Source organism: Flavobacterium sp. AJR (assembly GCF_002156885.1).
Lineage (GTDB): Bacteria > Bacteroidota > Bacteroidia > Flavobacteriales > Flavobacteriaceae > Flavobacterium.
Genome location: NZ_NCWQ01000037.1, coordinates 1 through 17,598, shown reverse-complemented (window position 1 = coordinate 17,598; position 17,598 = coordinate 1). Strand labels below are relative to the sequence as shown.

Sequence of the window (17,598 nt, the reverse complement as noted above, 5' to 3'; positions counted from 1 at the left end):
AAATATAAGCAAAATTATGGCATAAAAAAACGGCATTAAGCTAAAAAGCCAATGCCGTTTTTGTAAATATTATGTTGTGATTTTTTTAGAAATCGTAACGTAAAGTAAAGTTCCAAGTTCTTCCGAAACCAAAGAATACTTGGTTACCTGTTGCTACACCGTCATATATTTTTCCCGCTGAAGCATAAGTAGGTCCATTTTTTCCATTAACAAAATCGTCAGTAAAATAATTAGTTCTAGATTCAGCAATGTAAATTTTGTCTAAAACGTTGTTTACGTTTAATCTAAAGTTCATTGATCTGTTTTTGTCTTTACCTACAAGCATTTTGTATGAGAAACCTGCATCCATTACTCCGTAATTAGGTAACTCTAATGCTCCTTTGTTGTCTGGAGATGTAAAGTTAACTGGGCTTAATCCTGCATATAAGTTGTCATTGTAATTGTAATTAGCATCAACAGTAACTCTTGGTAATACTTCGTAAGAAGCTCCTAAAGAAGCTGTCATTTGTGCTGCATCACCTACTTTTACTTTGTCCATGTAAACGGTAACGCCTGTATATGCTGGAATTGGAGTGTTATCTGCTTGCCAATAAGCATTTACAGTAGCATTTCCTTTGTATTCCCAAATTCCGTAAGAGAACATAGCGTTAACTTTTAATTTATCTGTAATGTTTGAGTTTGCTTCAAACTCAATTCCAGAGTGAACTTCATTAAGTCCTAAATATTCTGTATAAGTTGTATTTGAAGGGAATTCAACAGAAGTTGGAAGTGCGTTACCTTTTAAGTATCTGTCATTCCAAGTTGTGTTGTAAACGTTTACAGTAGCATTGAAGAAACGAGAACGGAATCCGTATCCAGCTTCAAAACCAATAATCTTTTCGTTAATAAGGTTAGGGTTTACTATAGATTTATTGTTAGGGTAAACTGAATTAAAGAATGGTTGTTTAGAGTAATAACCTGCATTTACATACACATTGTTTTTCTCATTAATGTTGTAGTTTGCACCACCTTTTACGTTACCACCTAAGATGTTTTTAAAATCTGTAGAAGATAATGGATCTGTAGTTTTGTATAAGAAATCATCTTCTCTTTGGTATCCTTGTTGAGAAATTGCTCCTTGTATAAATGCAGTTAGATTATCTTTAGAGTACTCAAGTTGAGTAAAAGCTCCGTACCATCTTACATTTCCAGTACTGTTAAATGAGATTTTGTCATAATCCTTATTTTGGAAAGGATTCCATTGTACAGCAGTTGAGTAAGTAGAAGTAAGGTGTCTACCGTCTGGTTTTAAATCGGCAACACTGTTATCAAAGAATTCTCCACCACCAAATAAGTCATTTACAACTGTATAGTGATATCCTTTGTAAGTTCTAGCATCAACTCCAAAATCTAAAGTTAATGTATTGCTTAATTTTTTATTCAAGTTGATTACTGCTCCATACCAGTCATGAGAGTTGATAGAAGAAGTTTGTGAAATTCCAGAAGTACCAGTACTAGCACCTTCAGGAGCAATGGATCCAGAACTAAAACCGTTTTGGTAAACTCCGTCTATTTTTGCTCTAGTTTGTGGACCTGTAAAACCATTGATGAAAACTGGTTGACCAGAGTTGTATGCTACAATTTTATCATAATCTACTAAACCGTTAGCGTCTCTAAAAGCAACTGCATCGCTATAAACTTTTCCTCTAATTCCTCCTGCACCACTTGCTCCGGCTCCACGTCCCCATGATGCATAAAGTACACTAGAAAGTTTAGTAGTTTCGTTTATTTTATAATCCCAGTTGATAGATGCAACAGGCTTGTGGTAGTAATTTTTTTTGATATTGTATCTCTCACCATTTAAGTACCCATTATCAGCGTTGTATCTTGTATTTGGGTTTTCAAGAGAACCGTATTTTTGGTAAGTTTCAATTGATATGTTTGTTGATCTTTGGTTGTGCCATTGTGGCGCACCAGTTACAGTAAATTGAAAATCGTGTTTGTTATCTTTTGTAGCATATCCTAAAGCTACGAAGTAGTTAGTTCCTTCAAATTCAGTTCCGTTAATATATCCGTCTCCCATTGTTTGAGATAATAATACAGAAGCAGAAAGTCCGTTATCTAATTTTCCAGTATTGTAAGATCCTTGTAGTTTTAAATAATTTGCATTACCAAATCCAGAAGAAAATGAACCTCCTTGTTTGATGTCAGAAGATTTAGTTACAATGTTTATTGTTCCCCCTACAGATGAAACAGCAAGTTTAGAAGAACCTAAACCTCTTTGTACCTGCATTGCAGAAGTTACATCAGAAAGTCCAGCCCAGTTACTCCAGTAAACAGTTCCACCTTCCATGTCATTAATTGGCATACCATTAACCATTACGGCAATGTTTTTTTGGTCAAATCCACGAATGTTGATTCTTGAGTCTCCGTATCCACCACCACCTTTTGTAGCGTAAACTGAAGGAGTATTTCTTAAAACCTCAGGAAATTCTTGAGTTCCTAATTTTGCTTGGATTTCTGAAGCTTTAATAGTAGAAACAGCAACAGGAGTTTTTCTGTCCTTAGCGATATCAACTACAGTACTTTTTACAACAATCTCGTCTAGTTGGTTAGAGTTTGATGTTAAAACGATAGCTCCTAAATTAACAGTTCCTCCATTAGAAACAGAAAATTTAATTGTTTTAGAGTCGTAACCTAAGTAAGAAACAACTACTTCTCCAGAGGCTACTGAAGTTGTAATAGAAAATTTACCATCAAAATCGCTTGAGCCAGCGTCTGATGACCCTTTAACTACAGCATTAGCTCCAGGTAAAGAATTAGAACCATCGGTAATTGTACCTGTGATTTTTCCTTGCGAAAATACGGTTGAAACCATCATGAACAATAGTCCCGTGAGTAACCAATTTTTCATTGTCTTCATTTGTTATTTAGTTAATTGTTTTTGGCAAAATTATAACAAATTAATCGGATAATGTTATCAAAACGTTAAGAAAATATCGTTTTGCGTAATCTCTTGAGTATTAAAGTGATTTTGTTGATTTATAGTAAGGAAAATGGCATTTTTTTAAATTTTATGGATGGTTTTTTGTTAAAATATCAAAAAATAAAATCAATAAAAAGCGAGCGTATGTTAATTTTAGATAAAGCGAATAACTTGAGGATTAGTATTATAAGAAAAAGCTTATTGATTGTTAAAATCAATAAGCTTTTTAAGGATTATTTACTATAAGTTTCTAGTTCTTACTTATTCTTCAAAAAATGATTTAATAAGAAAGAGGTTGAACTATCGTGATTTTTTACTGTTTTTGTATTGATCTCATCTAATATAGAATTGGCCAATTGTTTACCTAATTCTACTCCCCATTGGTCATAGCTAAATATATTCCAGATAAGTCCCTGAACAAATATTTTGTGCTCATATAAGGCAATTAATGAACCCAGAGATTTTGGAGTTAGTTTTTGTATTAAAATAGTATTTGTTGGTTTGTTACCAGTAAATACTTTAAAAGGTAATAAGAATGCGGCTTTGTCTGCTGCAAGTCCTTGTTTGTCAAATTCAGCCTGAACTTGTGCTGCCGTTTTTCCGTGTAATAAAGCTTCGGTTTGTGCAAAGAAGTTTGACATCAATTTATTATGATGATCTTCGTTACCATATAAAGGCTCTACATATCCAATAAAATCTGTTGGGATTAATTTTGTCCCTTGGTGTATTAATTGGAAGAATGCGTGTTGCGAGTTTGTTCCAGGTTCTCCCCAAATAATAGTTCCTGTTTGGTAGTTAACAGGTTTTCCGTCACGACCTACACTTTTTCCGTTGCTTTCCATTGTTGCTTGTTGCAAGTACGGAGCCAATTTTTGTAAATATTGAGTGTAAGGAATTAGTGCTTCACTTTCGGCACCGTAAAAATTATTATACCAAACACTTAATAAAGCTAGAATTACAGGTAAGTTTTGGCCAAATTCAGCTGATTTAAAATGCTCGTCAGTTTCATTAGCACCTTCTAATAATTGGTTGTAATTATCAAAACCAACTGCTAAGCTAATGCTTAAACCAACTGCACTCCATAAGGAGAAACGTCCACCAACCCAATCCCACATCGGGAAAACGTTGTCTGGATTAATTCCGAATTCAGTTACTTTTTGAATGTTAGTAGATACAGCAACAAAATGTTTTGCAATATCTTCTTGTGAAGCCGATTTTAAAAACCATTCTTTAATAGTTTCAGAATTGGTTAATGTTTCCTGAGTAGTAAAAGTTTTTGAAACAATTACAAATAATGTAGTTTCAGGGTTTAGTTTCTTGATAACTTCATTTACGTGATCACCATCTACATTCGAAACGAAATGCGTAGTTAAATGATTTTTGTAAAACTGTAATGCTTCAACTGCCATAACTGGTCCAAGGTCAGAACCTCCGATACCAATATTAACAATATCAGTAAAAGCTTTTCCTGTAAAACCTTTTCTTTCTCCAGAAATTACTTCATGGCTAAATTTTTTGATTTTGTTTTTTACTTCGTAAACTTCTGGAATTACATTTTCTCCGTCTACTTTTATTACAGCAGATTCTGGCGCACGTAAAGCAGTATGTAAAACAGCTCTGTTTTCGGTTTGGTTAATTATTTCACCACAAAAATATTGAGAGATCGCGTCTTTTAATCCAATAGAATTTGCTAGCTCTAATAAAAGAGAGATAGTTTCCTGATTAATATTATTTTTAGAATAATCTAGTAAAAAGTCATTCCATTGTAAATTGAATTTTTCAACACGAGTTGCATCTTGTTGAAATAATTCTTGTATCGTAGTTTCGTGAATTGCGTTATAGTGGTTTTGTAGATTTTTCCACGCTTCAGTCCCAGTTGGGTTTGTTGTGTTTAAAGCCATTTTTTTGTCTTAATTGAAAATTTGGTTATTAAAACACAAAAATACTGAAATTAGTTTTTAATAGTGTAACGCTTCACGATTATATAACAAATAGTTACGAAAACGTTTTATGTGGCTAAATACTATCATAATGATTATTGGATTTTAATTTTTTCCCATGATGCAATTAGTTTGCCTTCTATATTGACATCTTTAATTTCGTAATATTCAAGATTATTTTTAGATGTTTTTCTGAATAGCTTTTTAAAATCTTTGTCAATGAAATATTTATCGTTTAAAACAAAAGAGAATGATTTTATTTCTTTCCACTCAGAATCTTTTAAACTATATATCGTAATTGCTTTGTATCTACTTGCGCATGATGAATAATATTCGGCTATTTCACTTTTACCATCTTCATCAATGTCTCCAATGTTTATAATACTTGAAGGATGGCAACAATTAGAGTCGGTTAAAATTCGGGGAATGCTATTATCTGTAAAATAATAAGAATCTCCTTCTTCGCAATAATTCAATGCATGTAAAACAAAAACATAATCTTCTTTTTTGTCACCATTTAAATCTCCTAGATTATTAAACCCTTCATTATAATATTCATCAAACATTTTCTTTTTAAGTCTAAAAGGCAAGCATTCTTTTATTTTGCTTTCAGCTTCATATTTAGAAATGTCTAATTTGAATTTTCCTTTTAAAATAGAATCGTTGATAAATTGAATGTCATTTGATAAAACAGAATCTTTTGATGTGCCATTCTTAGCTGCGAATAATTGCCAATCATAAGAAATCTGATTGGGCTCTAGGAATGCTTTTTTTGTTCCAGTTTTTTCAACGCCATTTTTACAAGATGTGATGCTTAAAATAATAATTATAAGGAGTAGTTTTTTCATCACCAAATCTTCCACCAAGGTTTTTTGTTTACTTCAATTGTTTTCTTGGCAGTATTGATTTCTATTCTTTTTGGAGATTCTGTTTTAATTTTAGAATCATCAAAGAACATTTCGCCATTGTCATTCATTCCAATTGGAGTTTTGGTTCTTTCTTTCCAATCGTTGGTTTGTAGTTCAGGAATTAGCGGCGAGTTTCTTTTGGTAATAAATTTCTCTCTTGCTTTTTCTGTAATTTCTTCTTCCAGGTTTGAAGATGAATTTTTAAATAGTGTTAATGAATTGTCTGGAATGTTTAAAAGAAAAACTTGTGTTTTGTCTTCAGTTTTCTGAATATCTAATACTTTAAAATAAGCAATAGTATCTAATAGATAGTGACCAATCTTTGCTGAATCAGGATTGAATATTGACAAATCTTTTGCGTTAGCGCTTGCAATTAAATATCTGAAATTTCCTGAAAGACCACCGCCAAGGGTACTCATGTCAGTAAAACCTTTTTCTTGAATTATCTGTCCGACTTTATAATTTGAGATTAAATTTTCGGGCAAATTTGTATCTCTGTAAAATAGTTTTAAACCCGAAAAAGTTTCATTATAAATTGCTTTAAGACGAGTGTTTTTCATTGTTCCTGTTTTTAGAGAATGTGTTTCAGTAAAAATTATATATTCCCAATACTATCCAATTCTCTCTTTAAAGGCTCTATTTGTTTCATGAAACGGGTTTTCTCATTTCCTGTTAGAGATTCTCCAGTAGGTAAATTAAGTCGAAGAGCATCTACCTGAACGCCGTTTTTCCAGAAACGATAACATACGTGAGGTCCAGTTGCAAGTCCGGTGCTTCCTACTAATCCGATAGTTTGTCCTTGAGTTACACGTTGCCCGCGTTTTACTAATATTCGGGACATATGTAAGTATTGAGTAGAATAAGTACCGTTGTGTTTTACTTTTACAAAATTTCCGTTTCCTGCTGTATATCCAGTAGCTTCTACAACTCCAGAAGCTGTGGTTGAAATAGGAGTTCCTGTTGGAGCTGCATAATCAGTTCCTTTGTGTGCTTTCCAGGTATGTTGTACCGGGTGAAACCTGTTGGCGGTAAATCTAGATGTGATTCGGCTAAATTTGATTGGCGTTTTTAAGAAGAAGTTTTTCAGTGTTTTTCCTTCGTCATCATAATATTCAACTTTTCCTGAAGTTGTGTCTCTTTCAAATGGAAAGGCATATATAATTTTGCCTTTATATTCAAAAAATGCAGCTTCAAGTTCTTCAACACCATCATAAGTTTTGCCGTTTATAAAACGTTCTGTGAAAATTAATCCGTAGCGATCTCCTTTTTTAAGTTTGAAGAAATCGATAGACCATGAGAAAACTTTGGTGATTCGACTTGCAAGTGCAGTTTCTACACTTTCATTTCCTAAAGTTTCTGATAAGGAGCTTTTTAAAACTCCACCTATTATTTTTCGTTTAAGAGTAACAGGTTTTACTTTTTTGTATGCTTTTGCAATACTATCGCGTAAGTCGACTACGTAGTAGCTTAATGCGTCGGGTTGATATATGAAAACTTGTAAATCGTTTGTTTTGTTTTTTGATCTAAGAAGGGTGTATGGTTTATGGTATCTAATGGTTCTTACATTAAATGAATCTTTAATTTGTTCTACAATATTATAGACTTGTTTGCTTCCAATGTTTTGTCCTTGGATAATAGTCCCAAAAGTTTCACCTTTTTCTATAGTGTCATTAACCACATTGTAGTCAGCATAATTAAACCCAAAATCAACTTTTTGTGGTTTTGGTTTGGTAATTTTAGTTTCAATTTTATCCGTTGTTTTATTACATGATATTATTAAAAATAACATTATTATAATTGCTGATACTTGTTTCAAACTCTTCTTTTTTTATTAATTATATTTCTTTTTCATTTCCCCAATCGGCCAATTCTTCTGCGCTCCATAATTCTGGAAAAAATATCCTGCGTTGGTATTTAGGATGCATGTATTTTTGCCAATCACTTCCGCCTGTTGCTTCTCCATTTCCTTTTCCGCTTTCAAGAATGTATTTTCTGGCAGTATTTAAATGTTGCATTACCCAAGTAATATTTACGGTGTGGTCATAATGGCGCATTGCTTGAACTAATGCTGGGTTTTTTTGATCTTCTTCGGGAAGTTGTTTGAATTTTTGCCAAATATTTTTGGTCTTGTATTCTTTCATTTGTGTTAGAAATTGAGATTTGTATTTTTTCTCAAATTCTTGAAGTAAATATGATTTTTGACCTGTTTGATAATCTTTTCCGGCTGCTTGCCAGTATAAATGTTCAAAGCTAGTTTCTAGGTCGGTATTTGCGTCAAAGCGGTCTTTGTATCTGCGATCTGTTAAATTAATTACATCTGTTGAGGAGAATTCGACTAATCGATATTGTGCGCTCTGAAAACCACTTGCAGGAGTTAATGTATTTCTAAATTTCATATACTGCTCGACTTCCATGCCGTTTTCCATAATGCTAAATGAATTGGTTAGCATATCAAAATAACGTGTAATTCTGGAAAGGCGCTCACTAAAAAAATCAGTCTGAATATTTTCTACTTCCGAAACTTGCTCAATCTCCCAAAGAATCATCTTGAAGATTAATTCGTTTACCTGATGGTACATAATAAATACCATTTCGTCAGGAAGAGTTGTTCTTTGTATTTGAAGATTTAAAAGTGCATCAGTTTGGATGTAATCCCAATACGTAATAGGTTTTGACCAAAGCAGACCTTCTAATTGTACGTCTGTTTTTTGGTTAATAGCATGGTATTTTTTATCAATTTCTTTTAAAATTGATTCTGAATTATCAGTGATATTCATTATTTTTTTACTTTAAATGGATTTTTTAATCCTTTGAATGCGTCCAAATCGGCTTTTATAGAGCCAACGGCAAGATCTGCTTTTATTCGGACTGGTAATTTGTTATCGTCATCTGTTATCCAGAGTGTTACGCTTTCTTTTTCTTTAAAAACTCGTCCTGATTGTACCAATGGTTTAAAAATCATTGTCGGAACGGTTCCAAATTTAGTTGTAATATCCTCACGACCTACGAATTTTAACTTAAATTTTGTTGTTTCGTCGTCAAAAAACATGTCAATTGTTATCGATTCTCCTGATTTTAGTTTGTCTATATTAGGATGGTTCCTTAAATAGTAAAAGGAGGACATAATATCTTGTACGTTTTTACCAATAACAATTGTTTTCTCTGTCTTGTGTTTGTAATCTTTTACAAGAACACGCCCATCTTGGTTAAAAAAACCTTCTTGATTCTTGGTATAGCCGCCTTCGTCTATTTTTCGTACAAACTGATATGGGTTTCCAGTTTCTTTGTCAAAATAGCTTTCATATAAATCATCTACTTTAAAGAAAAAACGTGACATTCCGGTTGTGTAACCTTTACCCACGGCATGAAACACTTTTTTGTTGTTTACAGTAGCATCTTTTATTTCGAGTGTTGCATATCCAGCGTTTATGATACCATAATGAATTCTGAATTTGAACCATTCACCTACATCAAATGAGTCTTCTTTTTGAGTATCGAAGCTAAGTGTAAGGATTACGAATATGGAGAGGATTAGTTTTTTCATAAGATTCTTTGACAATTTATAAAATAAATGCAAATTCTATTCCAAATGTATTAAAACAAAAAAACTCAGTCAAGGAATGACTGAGTTTTTATGCTATTAACTAACCAAAAAACTATAAATTATGAAATTTATATCAATTTAGGAAGGAAACCACCCCCTCCTGTTTTGCGAGTGCAAAGATAGATATAAAGACATTAAAAATAATAGTAAAAAAGTGAGTTTAACATATCATTTGCAAAAAAAGCATCGGTTTAAAGAGGATTTTTTCACATAATGCATAAAAAATGCGTTTTTACAGTGTTCCTCGCAATTCTTGTTCTCTCTCAATCGACTCAAAAAGTGCTTTAAAGTTACCAGCACCAAATCCTTTAGCTCCCATTCTTTGAATTATTTCGAAAAATAGGGTAGGACGGTCTTGAACTGGCTTCGTGAAAATCTGTAATAGATACCCATCTTCGTCAGCGTCGACCATAATTGCTAATTTTTCAATTTCGTTGATGTCTTCTTTCATCATATCCATATGAACACCTAATCTTTCAGGAATTGCCTGGTAATAAGTGTGCGGAGGGGCAGATAAAAACTCAACTCCACGCGCTTTTAATTGCGATACTGTTTTTATGATATCATCGGTTGCAATGGCAATATGCTGAATTCCTGGTCCGCCATAGAAATCTAAATATTCTTCTATTTGAGATTTTTTCTTTCCTTCGGCTGGTTCATTGATTGGGAATTTAATTCTTCCGTTTCCGTTAGACATTACTTTACTCATCAAGGCCGAATATTCTGTTGTGATTTGTTTGTCATCAAACGATAAGAAATTTACGAATCCCATAACGTCTTCGTAGAATTTTACCCATGTATTCATTTCGTTCCATCCCACATTTCCAACCATATGGTCGATATATTTTAATCCTGTTGGTTCTGGATTATAGTCTGATTTCCATTCTTTATAACCTGGTAAGAAAACACCATTATAGTTTTTTCTTTCTACAAAAATATGAACTGTTTCTCCGTAAGTGTAAATTCCAGAACGTACTACTTCTCCAAATTCATCTTTTTCGACAGTTGGTTCCATAAATGAACGTGCACCACGTTTCATAGTTTCTTCGTAAGCGCTTCTTGCATCTTCAACCCAAAGAGCGGCAACTTTTACACCATCACCATGTTTTTTAAGGTGTTCGTGTATTGGTGAATCTTGTGTTAAAGGGGTTGTTAAAACAAGTCTTATTTTGTCTTGTTTTAAAACGTAAGATGCTTTATCTCTTACTCCTGTTTCTAATCCTGCATAAGCCAATGATTGGTAACCAAAAGCTGTTTTGTAATAATGTGCCGATTGTTTTGCATTTCCTACGTAGAATTCTACATAATCTGTTCCTAATAACGGAAGGAAATCTTGTGCTCCTTCAAAGATTTTTTCTAATCCGTATTCTACTGATTTTACCTGTTTCATAATTAGATAATTTGATAATGAGAAAATTAGATAATTTTTGACGTGTTAATTAAATTAATTTTCTAATTGACACATTTTTTAAATTATCTCATTTTTTCATCTTAGATGTTGATATTATTTTGTTTAAAATTTTTAAAATTTCGGATAATTCATTTAATAATCCTTTACAGTCAGGATAACCTTTATGAGCATCACATAAGAACAACCAATATTCTGCTTCGTCTGCTTCCTTAATGGCTATTTTTAATTTATGTATAAAATCGGCTTTACTTTCTGCGTTTTGAGATTCTTTTGAATTGGCTCCAATTGATGTTCCGCTTTTTAATAACTGATTTGCAATTACGAATTTCTTTTGTTCTTGAAGTTCAGTCGTGTAATCAATTATGTTTAATGCGAAATTGAATGTTTTAATTAAAAGAGCGTTGTCTTTATATTTTTCGTTGAAAGTCATTTGTTTTAATTTGATAATTAGAAAATTCGCTAATGAGATAATTAATTTGTAGGTTTAAAGTTGCAAATTAATTAAATTTTCTAATTGATTAAATTATCTAATTATCAAATTGGCACATTGACTAACTATTCCGTCCAGGATTTGTAATACTGTCCATCATCAAGACCCATTGCTTCTTCCGTGACCATAAGTGGGCGGAAAGTATCAACCATTACGGCTAATTCATGGGTTTCTTTGTGACCAATACTACGCTCCATTGCGCCTGGTGCTGGACCATGCGGAATTCCTTTTGGGTGTAAAGTGATATGACCTTGCTCAATATTATTACGACTCATAAAATCACCATCAACATAATATAGTACTTCATCAGAATCTATATTGCTGTGATTGTATGGTGCCGGAATTGCTTTCGGGTGATAATCGTAAAGTCTTGGGCAGAATGAGCAAACGACAAAAGTTGCCGTTTCAAAAGTTTGATGTACTGGTGGCGGTTGGTGTACACGACCAGTGATAGGCTCGAAATTATGAATCGAGAATCCGTATGGGAAATTATATCCATCCCAACCCACAACATCAAAAGGATGTGTGGCATAAACCACTTCGTGAATCATGCCCTCTTTTTTGATTTTAATTAAAAAATCACCTTTTTCGTCATGTGTTTCCAATTCGTTTGGCAAAATAAAATCACGCTCACAAAATGGAGAATGCTCTAAATGCTGACCTGATTGGTTTTTATAACGCTTTGGGGTATAAAAAGGAGCGAAGGATTCGACATAAAAAAGGCGGTTTTCTTCGGTTTCAAATTCTATTTGATAAATAATACCTCTCGGAATGATTAAATAATCGCCATACTCAAAAGGGATATTCCCAAGCATGGTTCTTAATTTTCCTTTTCCTTTATGGATGAAAAGCATTTCATCGGCATCGGCATTCTTGTAGTAATATTTTCTAAGGGATTCTTTTGGAGCTGCTAAACCTATAATACAGTCTTTATTGACTAACATGGCTTTACGACTGTCAAGAAAATCATTTTCAGGTTTAAGTTCAAAACCTTTAAAAAGTAATGATTTTATGTTTTTTCCGATTGCAATTTTTGGTTCAACCGAATAAGAATTTAAAATTTCTTTTACTTGTGTTGGTCTGTGAACATGATAAGACAATGACGAATGTCCGTGAAAACCTTCGGTTCCAAACAATTGTTCGTAGTATAACCCTCCGTTAGGTTTTTCGAATTGGGTGTGTCTTTTTTGAGGAAAATCTCCAAGTTTATGATATAATGGCATGGCTTTTCTATTAGATAATTTTAAATTAGATAATTCGAAAAATTTGAATTGTGTGAACAGATAATTAGCTCAATATTGTGTAATTGACTAATTATCTCAATTCGGTAGTTTTATTCAGGATTTCTCTTGATAAGGAATTGAAGATACTCTAATAAACCTGTCCATTTTGTTTTCATTATAACAAATGTCGTAATTTTTATGAATCAAAATTACATATTATATTATTTATAACATAAATTTTTTCTAAAAAACTAAATTAAAACACAAAACCTATTTTAAACCATGTATAGCCTTTGGTGTTTTCAGGCGACCAGGAGTATTTTATTTCTATAGGACCTATTATTGTCTCTAAGCCATAACCTACGGCATAACCTGTGTATTTTGGTACTGAAACCCACTCGACTCCTTCAAAAATATTGTTTCCAAGGTTTGCAAAGTTGGCTGTGAAATTAATATGATTTTTTTTGAATATTTCGTAATCAAAGGTTGCTTCGGCTTTTATAAGACTGTTTCCGGCAAGACTTAAAAAGTCATATCCGTAGAAATAATTAAAATTATCTAATTTGTAATAACCATATCCTCCTAAAACATAATTGAAAAATGGTACACTTGTTTGACCAAAAGTAAGTCCTGCATTAGCTTTAAAAACTACAGTTGCCTTATTGAATATGGTTTTTGCTACACCAATTTCTGCTTTTGCAGTAGAGAAAGGTTCGAAGACACTTGTGTAATTTGAGGAAAATAGATAAGACTGAATATTACCTGAAAAACCCCATCCTCTTTTAGGAAAATCTTTATTATCGAAGGTGTCATAATTCATATATCCGAATAAACTAAAGTAACTGCTTTTGTCTATGTTTGGATCTATAGCGGCTAAGGTCTTTGAGTGTATTTTTAAATATTTATATTCGACTCCTCCACCTATCAGGAATTTTTGGACAAAAAGTGTTTGAAAATAGGCTTGATTAGTTATGTCGAGAAAATCAACATTAACTAAATTAGGATCTGTACTTTTAAGAAGTGGACTACTTAGTTCTTGAGTTATATTTCGATTAAATTGTGTTAGTCTTGATTTGAATCCAAAGCTTATATTAAATCCGTTCTCGATATAATAGTCAAGATTGTATCTAAAATTATCTCCTAAAATGATATCCAATGAAGTAATGTCGTTTTTAAAGAGCGTTTTTCTGTGGGTAAGATTTACTAAAATTGCACTTTTGTAAAGTCCGTCATAATGCAAACCAAATTTTAGATAGGTTTGAGTTGGATTTTCTTTTAAAGTTAAATTTAAGTCATCACGAGTTCCATTTGGATCTAATGAATAGGAAATTGCACTAAAGTTTTGGGTGGCATTAATATTATTGACACCTTTTAAAAGGTCACTATAAGTTATTTTTGATCCTGCTTTAAAGCGTAATTTACTTGTAATATATTCGTGAGTAAAATTTTCCAGGTGATTGCAATTTATATCTTCGATTTGCAATGTGTCTGAAGCTACTTTTAACTCAGGTTTTTTGTAATAACCTTGTTTTTCGACCAATGCTTTAATTTTTTCGTAAGTCGCAAAGGTTGCATCTTCTCCTCTTCGGATAATTTGTTCTCCTTTATCAAAAGAGATTACACCATATTCTTTAATATCTGGTTTGATATATATATCGGTGTTTTTTATTTTTCTCTTCATCTTATCGATAGATTGAAGATTGGTTATTTGTACTAATATACGAGTAGCATCTTTCAGTTTTGTGCGATCTAATAAATCATCCTGAACATCTACACCTATGATTATATCTGCGCCTAAATTGCGAACTTCTTTTATAGGATAATTGTTTACAACTCCACCATCTACTAGTAGTTTTCCGTCTATTTCTACAGGTGAGAATAGGGAAGGGAATGCTGCGCTGGCAATCATGGCTTGCGCCAAATTTCCTTTGTTAAGCAATACTTCTTCGCCAGTTTCGATATTGGTAGCGATACATAAAAATGGTGTTGGTAGCTGATTAAAATCGCGAATGTGTCTTACGTTTCGAGTAAGGCTGCTTAGTAAATTATAGTTGTACATTCCTTTAGAAAGTGCTTCGGGAATTCCAATTTTAAAATTGCTAAAAGGTAAAATTATAGCGTATAATTCGTCGTTTCTTTTTTCGTAAAAGTTTTTGGATGATCTTGGAATGTAGTCATTTATTAAATCATCAAAATTGGTTCTCTTAAAAATTGAATCAATTTGAGATGCATTATAACCAGACGCATAAAGTCCGCCAATGATGGATCCCATACTGGTACCGCCTATATAATCGATTTTGATTCCTGCTTCTTCCAGAACTTTTAATACCCCAATATGAGCAAATCCTTTGGCTCCGCCACCACTTAATACCAAACCAATTTTTGGACGATAAGTGGGATCATTTTTATCTTTTTTTATAGTATCCTGAGCAAATGTGTTCTGAGTGAAACCTAATGTTATTAAAACAACTAATGTTTTTATGCCCCAGATGGGAATGGAAAACTGCGAGTGAAGAAAAGCTATTTTTTCTTGTAGAAAAAGAGCGACCCAAGAAGCTCCTTTTTTTGCAATAGAAAAAAAGTTTTTTAATCGAGTATTTGTAATGGACAGCTGGATGAGGCTCATAGAAATAGCTGGTTTGTTCTGTAAAAGTCGGAAATATTATCGAACTTTATATGTCATTTTTGTTTTAATAACATTATTTCTTCAATAATATAAGGTTTTTGTTTTTGTCGAATTTCCAAACGTCAGTATGCCATCGTGCACCACCTCGACAACTTGATTGAATTGTCTTTTTCTTTTTGTTTATTTGGACGTCGCAAAACTCATCGCATTCTGGTCCGAAGTTTCGAGGCATTTTTAATTGTTTAAACTGACTGCTTATTGGGTCGTAAATAAAAAGTTGAAATATGGTGTAAACTCCCATTCCGTCGTCTAGATGATAGGTAGAAAAGTCTTGATAGCCATCAAAATTATAATCTTCAATCGCAAAGTGCATTTCTCTGTCTGAAATTGAAGTTTCTATGCTATCTATAATTTGTGTTTTATTATTTTTAGAAGTGGTGATTTCTAATTTTTCGAAATCATTAACCGCTTTTATTTTTATTTGGATGTTATCTTTTTGATTAATTTCAATATTCTTCTGACTATAACTATGGTATGAAAATAATAGAATGATGTTTAAAAGGATTATTTTCATGAGGTTATTCTTGATTGGTGTTACTGTAAAATGTTGTTATTTTTTTTGCTTTGGATGGACCTACAATATCTGCTATTTCTTTTTCGGTTGCCAGTTTTAATCGCTTTACACTTTTAAAATGTTGTATTAATGTAAGCATGGTTTTTTCGCCTATTCCCGGAATGCTTTCTATAGACGAATTTAAAGCTGCTTTGCTACGTTTGTCACGGTGAAATGTGATTCCGAATCTATGGGCTTCGTTTCGTAATTGTTGAATAATTTTTAAGGTCTCTGATCTTTTATCTAGATATAACGGGATTGAATCTCCGGGATAAAAGAGTTCTTCGAGACGTTTGGCAATACCTATTATTGTGATTTTACCACGTAATCCGAGTTCGTCTATACTTTTTAAAGCCGATGATAATTGTCCTTTTCCTCCATCGATAATTATAAGTTGTGGCAGAGGTTCATTTTCATCTAATAATCTTTTGTAACGGCGATATACAATCTCGGTCATAGAGGCAAAATCATCTGGACCTTCGACGGTTTTTACATTAAAATGACGATAATCTTTTTTGCTTGGTTTTCCATCTTTAAAAACTACGCAGGCTGCAACGGGATTTGTTCCTTGTATGTTGGAGTTATCAAAACATTCTATATGGCGTGGCTCAACTGGCAGGCGTAAATCTTTTTGCATTTGTGCCATAATACGCTTGGTATGACGGTCGGGATCTACGATTTGTAATTGTTTGAGTTGTTCGATTCGGTAAAACTTAGCGTTTCTAATCGATAAATCCAGAATCTGTTTTTTATCGCCCAGTTGTGGAACGGTAACTTTAATGTTTTCTCCCAAATCGACTTCAAAAGGAACAATGATTTCTTTGGATAATAATTGGAAACGCTCACGCAGCTCAATTATAGCAAGTTCTAGTAATTCGGCATCGGTTTCGTCTAGTTTTTTCTTGATTTCTAAAGTATGGGAACGTATAATCGAGCCATGCGAAATTTGAAGAAAATTGACATACGCCGCGCTTTCATCCGAAACTATCGAGAACACATCGATGTTGGTAATCTTAGGATTTATAATAGTCGATCTGGATTGATAATTTTCCAGAACTTCTATTTTTTCTTTTATTTTTTGTGCTTCTTCAAATCGTAAATCTTGCGCCAATTGGATCATATGGCGCTTAAAATCTTTCATGCTTTCTTTAAAATTTCCTTTTAGGATTTCGCGAATAGCATCGATTTGTTTTTGGTAATCTTCTAGTGTTTGTAGTCCTTCGCATGGTCCTTTGCAATTACCAATATGATACTCTAAACATACTTTAAACTTACCACTATGAATGTTTGATTTGCTTAAATCGAAATTACAGGTTCTAAGCGGATATAGCTCTTTTATAAGATCGAGGATTGTATGTACGGTTTTAAAACTGGTATATGGGCCAAAATATTCTGAACCATCTTTGACCATTCTGCGTGTAGAAAAAATACGCGAAAAAGGTTCTCTTTTTATGCAAATCCAAGGATAACTTTTATCATCACGCAACAATACATTGTAGCGCGGTTGTAGGGTTTTTATAAGGTTGTTTTCTAACAAAAGCGCATCGGTTTCGGTAGGAACAACAATGTGTTTTATAGTTACAATTTTCTTTACCAAAACATTGGTTTTGGCAGTATCATGAATTTTATTGAAATAAGAAGAAACTCTTTTCTTTAAATTTTTGGCTTTGCCTACATATAATATTTTTCCATCTTTATCATAATATTGATATACGCCAGGATTATCTGGTAAAGTTTGGATTTGAAGTTCGAGAGGAGTCTGCATACAACAAATTTAAACTTTTGAGTTTGAATTTTATAATTCTTTTGAGTTTCTTC

Annotated in this window: 13 protein-coding genes; all 13 read right to left on the bottom strand. The window is 32.8% G+C overall.

Going from position 1 to position 17,598, the window contains the following annotated elements; genetic code table 11:
- Positions 1–85: 85 nt before the first annotated feature.
- Positions 86–2,902, bottom strand: coding sequence for a TonB-dependent receptor (locus B8T70_RS11485; RefSeq protein WP_086894935.1), 2,817 nt, complete (start codon positions 2,900–2,902; stop codon positions 86–88).
- A gap of 320 nt (positions 2,903–3,222) precedes the next feature.
- Positions 3,223–4,866 carry a glucose-6-phosphate isomerase gene (gene pgi, locus B8T70_RS11480; RefSeq protein ID WP_086894934.1) on the bottom strand — a complete coding sequence of 548 codons (1,644 nt, stop codon included), beginning with the start codon at positions 4,864–4,866 and terminating at the stop codon, positions 3,223–3,225.
- 134 nt (positions 4,867–5,000) lie between these two features.
- Entirely contained in the window at positions 5,001–5,753 is a 753-nt protein-coding gene (locus B8T70_RS11475; protein ID WP_086894933.1) for a hypothetical protein, read from the bottom strand.
- The gene (locus tag B8T70_RS11470; protein WP_086894932.1) at positions 5,753–6,373 is read right to left on the bottom strand and encodes a hypothetical protein; all 621 of its coding nucleotides are present in this window, start codon (positions 6,371–6,373) and stop codon (positions 5,753–5,755) included. The genes B8T70_RS11475 and B8T70_RS11470 overlap by 1 nt, the downstream gene beginning before the upstream one ends.
- 35 nt (positions 6,374–6,408) lie before the next feature.
- Complete coding sequence (locus tag B8T70_RS11465; RefSeq protein ID WP_369827398.1) at positions 6,409–7,602, bottom strand: peptidoglycan DD-metalloendopeptidase family protein; 1,194 nt, start codon at positions 7,600–7,602, stop codon at positions 6,409–6,411.
- Between the two features lie 46 nt (positions 7,603–7,648).
- Positions 7,649–8,590, bottom strand: coding sequence for a tryptophan 2,3-dioxygenase family protein (locus tag B8T70_RS11460; protein ID WP_039113175.1), 942 nt, complete (start codon positions 8,588–8,590; stop codon positions 7,649–7,651).
- On the bottom strand, positions 8,590–9,357 hold the full coding sequence (locus tag B8T70_RS11455; protein WP_039113174.1) for a DUF3108 domain-containing protein: 768 nt from the start codon (positions 9,355–9,357) through the stop codon (positions 8,590–8,592). Before B8T70_RS11455 ends, B8T70_RS11460 begins: the two co-directional genes overlap by 1 nt.
- Positions 9,358–9,649: 292 nt before the next feature.
- Positions 9,650–10,810, bottom strand: a complete 1,161-nt coding sequence (gene hppD / locus B8T70_RS11450; RefSeq protein WP_039113173.1) for a 4-hydroxyphenylpyruvate dioxygenase — start codon at positions 10,808–10,810, stop codon at positions 9,650–9,652.
- A gap of 85 nt (positions 10,811–10,895) precedes the next feature.
- The gene (locus B8T70_RS11445) at positions 10,896–11,258 is read right to left on the bottom strand and encodes a four helix bundle protein (RefSeq protein ID WP_039113172.1); all 363 of its coding nucleotides are present in this window, start codon (positions 11,256–11,258) and stop codon (positions 10,896–10,898) included.
- A gap of 125 nt (positions 11,259–11,383) precedes the next feature.
- Complete coding sequence (locus tag B8T70_RS11440) at positions 11,384–12,541, bottom strand: homogentisate 1,2-dioxygenase (RefSeq protein WP_039113171.1); 1,158 nt, start codon at positions 12,539–12,541, stop codon at positions 11,384–11,386.
- 256 nt (positions 12,542–12,797) lie between these two features.
- On the bottom strand, positions 12,798–15,167 hold the full coding sequence (locus B8T70_RS11435; RefSeq protein ID WP_086894931.1) for a patatin-like phospholipase family protein: 2,370 nt from the start codon (positions 15,165–15,167) through the stop codon (positions 12,798–12,800).
- 73 nt (positions 15,168–15,240) lie between these two features.
- The gene (locus tag B8T70_RS11430) at positions 15,241–15,741 is read right to left on the bottom strand and encodes a hypothetical protein (protein ID WP_086894930.1); all 501 of its coding nucleotides are present in this window, start codon (positions 15,739–15,741) and stop codon (positions 15,241–15,243) included.
- Positions 15,742–15,745: 4 nt separating this feature from the next.
- Positions 15,746–17,545 carry an excinuclease ABC subunit UvrC gene (gene uvrC / locus B8T70_RS11425; RefSeq protein WP_086894929.1) on the bottom strand — a complete coding sequence of 600 codons (1,800 nt, stop codon included), beginning with the start codon at positions 17,543–17,545 and terminating at the stop codon, positions 15,746–15,748.
- Positions 17,546–17,598: the final 53 nt, after the last annotated feature.